This is a genomic window from Candidatus Accumulibacter cognatus (genome assembly GCF_000584975.1).
Lineage (GTDB): Bacteria > Pseudomonadota > Gammaproteobacteria > Burkholderiales > Rhodocyclaceae > Accumulibacter > Accumulibacter cognatus.
In genome coordinates, this window is the sequence record NZ_JDST02000051.1 from 33774 (window position 1) to 43369 (window position 9596).

At 64.8% G+C, this 9596-nt stretch carries 12 protein-coding genes; 8 read left to right on the plus strand and 4 right to left on the minus strand.

The window, feature by feature from the left end; all coding sequences use genetic code 11:
- The first annotated feature begins 7 nt into the window (after positions 1–7).
- The 8 genes from cas10 to AW06_RS10160 all read left to right on the plus strand — a co-directional run bounded on the left by cas10 (position 8) and on the right by AW06_RS10160 (position 7143).
- Positions 8–1819: a type III-B CRISPR-associated protein Cas10/Cmr2 gene (gene cas10, locus AW06_RS10125; RefSeq protein WP_034949352.1), complete on the plus strand. Its 1812-nt coding sequence runs from the start codon at positions 8–10 to the stop codon at positions 1817–1819.
- Positions 1819–2949, plus strand: coding sequence for a type III-B CRISPR module-associated Cmr3 family protein (locus AW06_RS10130; RefSeq protein WP_034949354.1), 1131 nt, complete (start codon positions 1819–1821; stop codon positions 2947–2949). Before cas10 ends, AW06_RS10130 begins: the two co-directional genes overlap by 1 nt.
- A gap of 11 nt (positions 2950–2960) precedes the next feature.
- Positions 2961–3806 (plus strand): type III-B CRISPR module RAMP protein Cmr4, encoded by an 846-nt coding sequence (gene cmr4, locus AW06_RS10135; RefSeq protein ID WP_034949356.1) that lies wholly within the window; start codon positions 2961–2963, stop codon positions 3804–3806.
- Positions 3807–3823: 17 nt separating this feature from the next.
- On the plus strand, positions 3824–4192 hold the full coding sequence (cmr5, locus tag AW06_RS10140) for a type III-B CRISPR module-associated protein Cmr5 (RefSeq protein ID WP_034949357.1): 369 nt from the start codon (positions 3824–3826) through the stop codon (positions 4190–4192).
- A complete protein-coding gene (gene cmr6 / locus AW06_RS10145; RefSeq protein ID WP_273704583.1) occupies positions 4189–5235 on the plus strand; it encodes a type III-B CRISPR module RAMP protein Cmr6 in 1047 nt (348 codons plus the stop codon). The genes cmr5 and cmr6 overlap by 4 nt, the downstream gene beginning before the upstream one ends.
- Positions 5236–5260: 25 nt before the next feature.
- A complete protein-coding gene (gene csm6 / locus AW06_RS10150; protein WP_273704584.1) occupies positions 5261–6457 on the plus strand; it encodes a CRISPR-associated ring nuclease Csm6 in 1197 nt (398 codons plus the stop codon).
- Between the two features lie 183 nt (positions 6458–6640).
- Positions 6641–6883 (plus strand): type II toxin-antitoxin system Phd/YefM family antitoxin, encoded by a 243-nt coding sequence (locus tag AW06_RS10155; RefSeq protein ID WP_034949359.1) that lies wholly within the window; start codon positions 6641–6643, stop codon positions 6881–6883.
- Positions 6880–7143 (plus strand): Txe/YoeB family addiction module toxin, encoded by a 264-nt coding sequence (locus AW06_RS10160; RefSeq protein WP_034949361.1) that lies wholly within the window; start codon positions 6880–6882, stop codon positions 7141–7143. The genes AW06_RS10155 and AW06_RS10160 overlap by 4 nt, the downstream gene beginning before the upstream one ends.
- Before the next feature lie 163 nt (positions 7144–7306).
- Here the strand turns inward: AW06_RS10160 and AW06_RS10165 are convergent, their stop codons facing one another.
- The 4 genes from AW06_RS10165 to cas1 all read right to left on the minus strand — a co-directional run.
- Positions 7307–7945: a histidine phosphatase family protein gene (locus AW06_RS10165; protein WP_034949363.1), complete on the minus strand. Its 639-nt coding sequence runs from the start codon at positions 7943–7945 to the stop codon at positions 7307–7309.
- Between the two features lie 37 nt (positions 7946–7982).
- Positions 7983–8498 carry a DUF6398 domain-containing protein gene (locus AW06_RS10170; RefSeq protein ID WP_034949365.1) on the minus strand — a complete coding sequence of 172 codons (516 nt, stop codon included), beginning with the start codon at positions 8496–8498 and terminating at the stop codon, positions 7983–7985.
- Positions 8499–8604: 106 nt separating this feature from the next.
- Positions 8605–8901, minus strand: coding sequence for a CRISPR-associated endonuclease Cas2 (locus AW06_RS10175; protein ID WP_034949367.1), 297 nt, complete (start codon positions 8899–8901; stop codon positions 8605–8607).
- Positions 8891–9596: CRISPR-associated endonuclease Cas1 (gene cas1 / locus AW06_RS20355; protein ID WP_273704585.1), on the minus strand; the 706-nt coding region annotated here is incomplete at its 5' end. The genes AW06_RS10175 and cas1, both read right to left, overlap by 11 nt.

Below are 9596 nucleotides of genomic sequence, written 5' to 3' on the forward strand. Positions count from 1 at the left end.
GGAAGCGATGATCGAATATGTGCTCATTCTTTCCCTCGGTCCCGTCCAGGGCTTCATCGCCGCGGCTCGGCGCAGCCGGGATTTGTGGAGCGGCTCGTGGCTGCTCTCCGAGATTTCCAAGGCGGCAGCCAGGGCGCTGCATGAGGGCGGCGCGAGTCTGATTTTCCCGGCGCCAGACAGCGATCTGAGGCCCGGCAGTGAATTCTCGGTGGGCAACAAGGTGCAGGCCGTCGTTGCCCTGGCCGACGAGAGCGAGGTGCGGCAACTGGCGGAAACGGCCAAGGAGGCGGCAAGACGGCGTTTCCGGAATATCGCCGAAACCGCCCGCGATGGTCTGAAGGCCGAGGAGGCGCTGCGGCCTGGCGTCTGGAGCGCGCAGATCGACGATTACGTCGAAACCTTTGCCGCCTGGGCACGCATCAATCAGGCAGGCTACGGGGAAGCCGCCGAGCGGGCCGCCGATGCGCTCGCCGCCCGCAAGGCGACGCGCGACTTCAGACCCTCCGCGGCAAGCGCGGAGGATGAAGCCGGGTTCGGCTTGCCGAAATCTTCCCTCGATGGTGCGCGGGAAACCGTCCTGCGCGAAGGCAGAATCGGTGACCGGGTGCGGCGCAAGCTCGGCCTGAGCGGCAGCGAACAACTCGACTGCGCGGGAATCGCCAAACGGCTCGGCGGCACGATCGACCAGTTCACGCCTTTCTCGCGCATTGCTGCCCAGCCGTGGGTCGCGACGCTTCCACCCGAAGTTCTTCAGGCTCTCGGCGCCGCTTACGAGCCGCTGGTCGCGCTCGACCTGGCCACCCGGGTGCGTGGCAACGCCGGCTGCTACAGCTCCCTGCCCTATGATGGCCAGTTGGTTTACCGTTTCCGTCTCGATGCGGCGCTGCGCGACGCGATCGGCGACAGAGAGGCCACCGCTGTCCTGGAGAGCTTGCGGGATTGCCTCAAACCGGTCTGGAAAAAGTACGGCGAGCCCTGTCCCTACGGCGCCATCCTGCTCGCCGATGGCGACAGGATGGGCAAACTGCTGGGCGAGGCAAACGACAAGGAACACCATATCCGGATCACGACGACGCTTTCGGCATTTGCCGGCAGCGTGCGCGAGCGGGTCAGGGAGTTCCACGGCCACGCCATCTACGCGGGAGGGGACGACGTGCTGGCTTTCCTGCCGCTCGAGCGGGCTTTCGCCTGTGCCAAGGCGCTGCAGATTGCCTTTGCCGAGGCGTTGCAGGAGGTGGCTGGGGATCTCGGGGTAAGCCAGGAGGCGATGCCGACGCTGAGTGTCGGCCTGGCCATCGGCCACCTGATGGAACCGCTGGGCACCTTGCGTACGCTGGCGACGCAGGCGGAAAAAAAGGCCAAGGGCGACGAACTGGCCGAGTGCAGAAAGCGCAACGCCCTGGGCATCGCCCTGCGCGTGCGCTCGGGTAGCGAGACCAGCGTGCGTCTGCGCTGGGACGATGCCGCCGCGCTGGCCGACTTCGCCTGTTGGCAGGAGGCTTACCGCTATCAGCCGGGCGGCGGCCGGAAACTGCCCAGCCGGCTGGCTTACGACGCTCGACAGGTGCATCGGCGCACCGCCTTCGCGCTGACCGGCGACTCACCGGAACGCGGCATCCCGGCCGCGGAATTCGCCCGCCTGCTCGATCGGGCGCGCCGCGAAGACGGCGGTCGCCTCGACCCGGAGATCGTGGCGCGCCTGGAGGGGCGCCTTGAGGCGCTTTACCGTGACGATCTCGATCTGGCCACACTGGCCGACGAACTGATCGTCGCGCGCTGGCTGGCCGCCCGCACGGCCGGCGACCTCGGAGGCGACTGATGAATCACGACTACCTCATCGAAGCACTCGCGCCGCTGGTCTTCCGTTCCGGGAAACCGTTCGGCGCGCAGGCGGGAGCGGACGGCGCCGCTTTTCCGCTGCCTTCCAGCCTGGCCGGCCTGCTGCGCACCCTGCACGCCGACCAGTACCAGTTGCGCTTTTCGAGCGAATTGCGCCAGATCGCGACGGCCGGTCCGTTACTCGCCAGGCGCGGCTCGGACGGCAACATCGTTCCTTTGCTGCCCAAACCGGCGGATGCGCTCTACCTGCGACAGGAAGGGTCCATTCAGGTGATTCGCCTGTCGCCGGGCCAGCTTCCGCCGGATACCGGCTGCGACCTGCGCCCGGACCTGCTGCCGGTACGGATGAGCGTGAGGATCGACGGCAAACCCGCGCCGGGTCCGCAGTACTGGCCTTTCGCCTCGCTGCAGTCCTGGAGCGCGGGTGCCCCGGTAGCGTTCGAGACCTTGCGCACCCAAGGGCTGGGCGCCCTGCCGGCGGAGGAGCGCACGCACGTCGCGCTCGACGATGAGACGCTGTCCGCCGACGAGGGCCGCCTGTTCCAGACCGGAGGCATTGATCTGGCCGCGCCCCGCCAACTGGGGGGCTGGCAGGAGCACGACCTGGTTTTTCTGGCGCGCTCCGACACCCGGCTCAACCAGACGCTCGCCACCTTCGGCGGCGAGCGCCGGATCTCCCGGCTGCACCCCTCGCCAGCGAGCCACTGGCCCCGACCGCCGGACGGACTCGAAGCGGGGATTCGCGCGCAGGGCGGGCTGCGCCTGACGCTGGTGACGCCGGGAATATTTTCCGGCGGCCATCTGCCCGGCTGGCTGGATGCGCGGACTCTGGGTGGCTCACCGCCGGGCTGCCCGGATCTCGTCGTGACGCTGAAAGCGGTGGCGGTGGAACGGTGGTTGCCGGTTTCCGGCTGGGATCTGGCGACCCAGAAGCCACGTGCGATGCGCAAGGCGGTCGCTGCCGGCGCCGTCTACTGGTTCGAACTGCAAAATGAACCTCCACCGGGCCTGGTAGAGACCCTGTGGCTCCAGCCTGTTTCCGATCACGTCCAGGACCGGCTCGATGGCTTCGGCCTCGCGCTGCCGGCCTCCTGGAATCCGACTTCCTGAAAGGCCTCGCCATGCTCCAGAAGACATTTCACCTGCACGCTCTTTCCGCCCTGCACGTCGGCACCGGCCAGAGCGTCGGCGTCGTCGATCTGCCGATTGCCCGTTCGCGCGCGACCCATCTGCCGCTGGTTCCCGGCTCGGCGCTCAAGGGAGTGCTGCGGGATGAACTTTGCGACATCGATCGCCGCTCGCACAGGGCGCTCTTCGGTCCGGAATCCACCGCCGATGGGGAGACTCACGCCGGCGCCCTGGCGGTCGGCGACGCGCAGTTGTTGATCCTGCCGATCCGCTCGTTCAACGGTGTGGTGGCTTTCGCCACGTGCCCCTTTATCCTGCACCGCTATGCGCGGGATCGGAACGCCAGCAGCCCGATTCCCCCGCTCGACGCCGGGCAGGCCGCAGCGGCTGGTGACAGCGTTATCGCGAGCCAGGGCAAGGTGTTGCTGGAGGATCTGGATTTGACGGTCGCGCCGGGCGACGCGGCCAGCGACTGGGCGTTGAGCATTGCGCAGGCGCTCTATCCCGGACAGGACGAATGGCAGACCGAGTTCGGGAGGCACTTCGTCATCCTGTCGGACAGTGTGTTCTCGTTTCTCGCCGATACGGCGACGGAAATCCGGGCGCGGGTGCGAATCAACGACGACACCCGTACCGTTGCCCGCGGCGCCCTGTGGTACGAAGAAAACCTGCCGGCGGAATCGGTGCTGTGGGGCGTGATCGGTGTTTCCGGTTCGCGTGCCAGGGACGACCGTTCGGCGGCTGCCGATCTGGCCAGCCTGCTGCCCAGCGAGACCACGCTGCAGATCGGCGGCAAGCATACCGTCGGCCGCGGCCTGTGCCGTTTTCTGCTCGCCTGAGTAAGGAGTACGTGCAAATGGAAACCCGCAATCAGAAGCACGCCCGCGCCGCCTATGCCAGGGTGAAAGCGGTCGAGGGTTGGCCTGTGGAAAAGAAATACGGCGCCCTGGCGCTCAATTTCCCGGTGATGGTCCTGCAGTCCGGGTTGGCGCAGGCGACCGGCTTCCTGTTGGCGAAGGGCAGGGAAGAGCACCTCCGTTACCTGGACGATCTGGCGGACGTCCTCGGGGAAGGCAACGGACAGGGCTTTCACGGAAAGATCATCGCCAGTGATCTGGGGGATTATCAGGATCTGACGCGCCGGACTCTCGAGGCCGCCGGCTGGTTCAAGCGCTACGCTCAGGGCATTCTGAAGGCAGAGTCGACCGACGGAGAGAGCACATGACGCAGCTCGTCAGGAACCGTCTGGCTCAGGCACTTCCAAGCCGCATCGTCCAGCCCCACGCCGGCCTGTTGCTGATGCGCGGCTGGAAAGAGGATGTGCAGGCCGGCAAGGCCGCTCATATCGATAGTGTGTGCGATCATCAGCAACCCTCTGCCCTGTACGAACTGGCCTACGCGCGATGGCGGCAGGCGACCAGTGACGTGAGGTGTTTTCGCAGCCTGTATGCCGAACTTCTGCAGCGGATGTTCATCGGTCTCACCGCCGGGGCGGCCATCGAAACGGGGGTATGCAGCAGCCACAGCTACGGCATGCCGATGATTCCTGGTTCTTCGGTCAAGGGATGTGCGCGTGGCTACGCGCAAAAGATCGGCATGGAGGTCTCGTATCGCGCGGCGCTGTTCGGCGAGGACAAGACAGACGTTGGCGACAGCGGGCGCCAACCGGGCGCCGGCTGCTTGGTCTGGCACGACGCCTGGTGGATTCCTCGCCCGGGTGTCCGGCCCTACGTCCGGGAAGTGGTCACCGTGCATCATCCCGATTACTACGCCGGCAACGGTGCGGCCACCGACTTCGACAGTCCGGTGCCCAACGCCCAGATCGCTGTTCAGGGGGGCTTTTACTTCGTCGTCGAGGGCGATCCGGCGTGGGCGGAACTGGCGATCAAGCTCCTTGAAGCAGCGCTGGCGGACACCGGCATTGGCGCCAAGCGGGCCGCCGGCTACGGCTTCATGGCTGTTGACCAGCAGGCCACGAGCAAGGCTCGGGCAGCCGGCAAACAGGCGCTGGAGCAGACCTTGAGTCCGCAGGACAAGGTCCGTTCCCGCCTTCTCGACATGAACGAGAAAACCCTTGCCGACAAATTCGGCGTCGGGCTCAATGCCACCCGGAATGAATACGAGGCCGAAGAGTGGGCGCTTGTGCCGCAAATGGCGCGGGAGATTCACGCTGCGTTGATCGAATCCTGGTCCGGAGAAACCCGGAAATCCAGCAAGACGAAGTTCAAGGCACGCCGGTTTTTCCTGGGGCAGAAAGCCGAAGAATGAAACCTCGCCGCCTGAAGAATACACGATGATCGACCGCTTTCATCCTGTTGAACAGCCGGTGCCCACGCCGGACCGCCCGGGCTCGTATCCGAAGCGCATTCTTCTCGCGGTGACCGGCAAGACACCGCAAATCGTCACCGAAACGCTGTGGGCGCTGGCGATGGACAGCGAACAGCCCTTCGTCCCGTCGCAAATCCGCTTGCTGACGACCGAGGAAGGCCGCCGGCATGCCGTCGAAAAACTGCTCCATCCGCAGAACGGTGCATTCCACGCCTTGTGCCGCGACTGGAATCTCGGCCCGATCGATTTCGACGCCTCGTGCATCCGGGTTCTGAGCAAGGAAGGTCGGCCAGTGGAGGATATCGTCAGTCCGCACGACAACGAAATCACGGCCGACCAGATTTGCGCCTGGGTCAAGGCAGCGACCAGCGATCCCGAGGCCGCCGTGCATGTGTCGCTGGCGGGCGGTCGCAAGACGATGGGCTATTACGCCGGCTACGCCCTGTCGCTGTTCGGCCGCGATCAGGACAGGCTCTCGCACGTGCTGGTGGACGAGCGCTACGAGCGCATGCGGGATTTCTATTACCCGACACCGGAACCGCGCACCCTCTTCTCGCCGGACGGCAAGCTCTCGGCCGACGCTTCGGCGGCCAGGGTCCACCTTGCCCGCATCCCTTTCGTGCGCCTTTCCCATTTCCTGTCTCCCGGTGTGCGCGCCGGGCAGGCCAGCTTCACCGAAACCGTCGCGGAAACCCAGAAGGCCCTGGCTGTACCCGAGTTGCGCCTGGACTATGACGAATGCGTCATCGTGTGTGGGGGCCGGCGGGTGCACCTGGCCGCCAGCCTGTTTGCCCTGTATGCCTGGATGGCGAGGCGAACGGTTGAACAGGGCGTGGGCGCCGGCGTGACCTACGCCTGCGAAAGCCAGTGGGACCGGGATCGCCAGGAGCTCAGCTTCCACTATGAGCATGCGTGCAGTGGTAGCCACACGCGCATCGACAAGTTCAGGAAACGGCTCGCGCATGGCTTGGGTAAGGAGCAACTGGAACAGGGAACGACGAATATTAACAAGCAATTGACCAGACAGTTGGGCGCGTACCGCTACGCGGAACCGTACCACATCGTTTCCGTGGGTGACGCAAGCCCCACCAACAGACAGCAGCTCAAGGGGTTGACGGTTCCCCCGGGACGGATTTCGGGAACCATGCGCCCGCCGTTCTGATGCTGTTGGCTCCCGCTGTCCGCGAACGGAAGTGGAAGCCTCGCCGGGCAGGGGTCTCGGCGCCGCTTGTCAGAATGAAAATCTTTTCAAACGTCATTCCATCCGTGTAGGCGATCGCCCGGATGTGGCGATTGACCTGGCGTACGTAAATACGTACGATGTCGTTCTCATTGGAGATCAACCATGATCACACTCACCGCGAGCGAGGCCCGAGCCAATCTGTACCGCCTCATTGATCAGGCCGCTGAGTCCCATCAGCCGATCCACATCGCTGGCAAGCGCAGCAGTGCAGTGCTCCTCTCGGCAGAGGATTGGCAGGCCGTCCAGGAAACGCTGTACCTGCTCTCGGTTCCCGGCATGCGCGAGTCCATCAAAGAAGGCATGGCCGAGCCTCTTGGCGAAAGCGCCACGAGGCTCGACTGGTGAGTTGGCAGGTCGTTTTTTCCAGACATGCAGAGAAGGATGCGAAGAAGTTGGCCGCGGCAGGCCTGAAGTCAAAAGCCCAAGAGCTGCTTGCAGTACTTGCCAACGATCCATTCCAGAATCCGCCGTCCTACGAGAAGCTGGTTGGTGATCTTGCGGGTGCGTATTCTCGGCGCATCAATATCCAGCATCGCCTGATCTACGAGGTTTTCGTCCAAGAACGCGTCGTGCGCGTGCTCGGGATGTGGACGCACTATGAATAAGCGCGGCCCAGGCGCACGTTCCAAGGTGCCTTTGCCTGGTCAGGATCAGCGTTGGTCGTGTTGACTCGCGCCGCCTGACTCCAGGCCGTCTACGAAACTCGCCTTTTCTTATTTGTCATTGGCCGTCGCCAGCCAAAGCACGGTCGGCGCGATCCGGGTGGGTCTAAACTCCGGTTGCAAAGTCATGACCTTGGTAATGAGACACGTCGTTGAACAGGCATAGCCTGGGGCGGACCTCACTCATGAAATCGAGGATGCTCAGGGCGGCCGGGCTCTGGTCCAGGCGGTCGCGGTAGCCGCGCATGTCGAACCCCAGCAGGCTCCCGATCAGCAGGCGATTGGTTCCCTTGTGCGAGACCACCACCACCGTGCGGTGCCGATGCCGTTCGACGATACGCCTGACGAGGGGCAACGCGCGGTTCAGGACATTGACACCGGATTCGCCGCCAGCCGGCGCGATGACGAACGGATCTTCCTGCCAGATCGCGTATTCGTCCCGGAACGCGCTTTCAACCTCCGAGCGGCGCAGTCCCTCCCAGTGTCCGTAGTCGATTTCCCGCAGTCCCGGCTCGGCGATCGGTTCGAGACCGTGCGGGACGCCGAGGATGCGCGCTGTCTCGACCGTGCGCTGGAGTGGGCTCGCGTAGATGGCGTCGAGGTCTTCCCCGCGCAGCCGTTCCGCCAGGCTGGCGACCTGTCGGCGTCCCGTATCGGACAAAGGCACGTCGGAGGAACCGGCGAAGCGGTCGTCGGCGGTCAGGTCGGTCGCGCCGTGGCGCACCAGATAGATTCGGGTTGGCATTGCGTTGGCTATTGCAGGTCGCGGGAGAGCATTCAGCTCACTCTGCCTGTTCAGCTTGCTCGGCGGGAATGAAGGGAATCAGGCCTTTCTCAAAGGCCATCCGCTGCAACTCCACCGGCGCGCGGCGAATGTCGACCAAAATGCCGTTGACCTGCAGCATCCACACCATGGGATTGTCGGCGAGCCGGCTGGGCAGGGTCCATTTCGGCGAGAAGTTGTCCATCTTGAGAGCTTCCCGGATTTCCTTGGACTTGTTCTGCCCGGTGCTCTCGGCAATCCCGAAAAACTCGTAGATCACTCTGGATTTGCAGTGCGGTTTCTGGGATGGGTCATCGAGAAAGTTGATCCGCCCAACGGCATGTACCGCAGCAGCGGCCCAGACCTTTTCCATGCCGCGCAATAGGGGAGATGGCCGCTTTCTGGCAAGCGCGCCGACCACCGCCTGGATCATCTGACGGTATTCCTCGTTGAGCATCTTTTCGCAGAAGGCGTCGGTCAGGCTCGTGATGGCCGCGAACTTTTCTGCCATCGCTTTGGGAATTTGCTGGGACATGAGGGTGAGCACCTGGAGATGTGTAGAGGTGACATTCTTGCAGATTCACCTGCAAACAACCAGCAGGTATGAGTACGTCTGACTGATTCGCACCCAGCGCTTTCCTTCACGCGATCGCCGCCGGCAAGCCGGTCCAGAGGATTCCCGCGGGCAGGCTGGCGCGTCCGATGCGGCCCTGAAAACCGCGTATCGGCAGCGCATAGCAGCGCAGGTCGTCGTCCTGCGGCTTGATCAGCGCGTCGACCTCCCGCAGGCAGCGATCCTTGGCGGCGTTGCTGCCGACCAGCAGGAAAATGCTGTATTCGAGCGGGGAGGCGTGCTTGCACATCTCGCGGTGGACGCGCAACAGGCGGCGCGGATGGCTGATGTCGTAACCGATGACGAAAGCCTGTTCAGAAGTCATCGTCGTCTACCTCGGTGTCGGTGGCCGGGGCAGTGCTGTCGGCCGGGCATGGCGCACCCGCCGCACCCGCTGCCGAAATCGCGTTCGCCACGTCGGAGATGCTCTCGGCGAGCAGCTTGCGCAGGCGTGCCGCCGGTGCCTCCCACTCGGCGTAGAAGCGCGCACGGCCGGCCTTGCCGAGCAGGCAGCCGCTCTGCGTACTGGAAAAATCCTCCGGGCGCAGCTTCTCCGAGCGAAACAGCATCAGCGCGTGCTGGTCGACCTCGACGCGCAGCGGTTCGACGAGGTCGCAGGCCAGCGACTCGCGCCCGAAGTCGAAGGCGTGGTAGAAGCCGATGAACGGATCGAGCCCGGCGCCGTACAGCGCCAGCACCGCCTCGGCGTGCAGCAGCGTGTAGCCGAGCGAGAGCAGCGCGTTCGCCGGATCGCGCGGCGGCCGGCGTTTGCGGCCATTGAAGTGCAGGCGAGCCGGCAGCAACTCGGCGAAACCCTCGATGTAAGCAGCCGCGCCGGCGCCTTCGAGGCCGCGCAGCGCTTCAACGGCGTCTGGGCGCGGCTCGGGCGTATCGCCCAGGCCGCGGAGCTGCCGACGCGCGCTCGTGAGCGCCTGGCCAAAGCGCAACGTCTGACTACCCAACTGCTGGCCACCCTCACCTTTTTCTTCGCCACCCTGCCGTTGCAGATCGAGGCCCTCG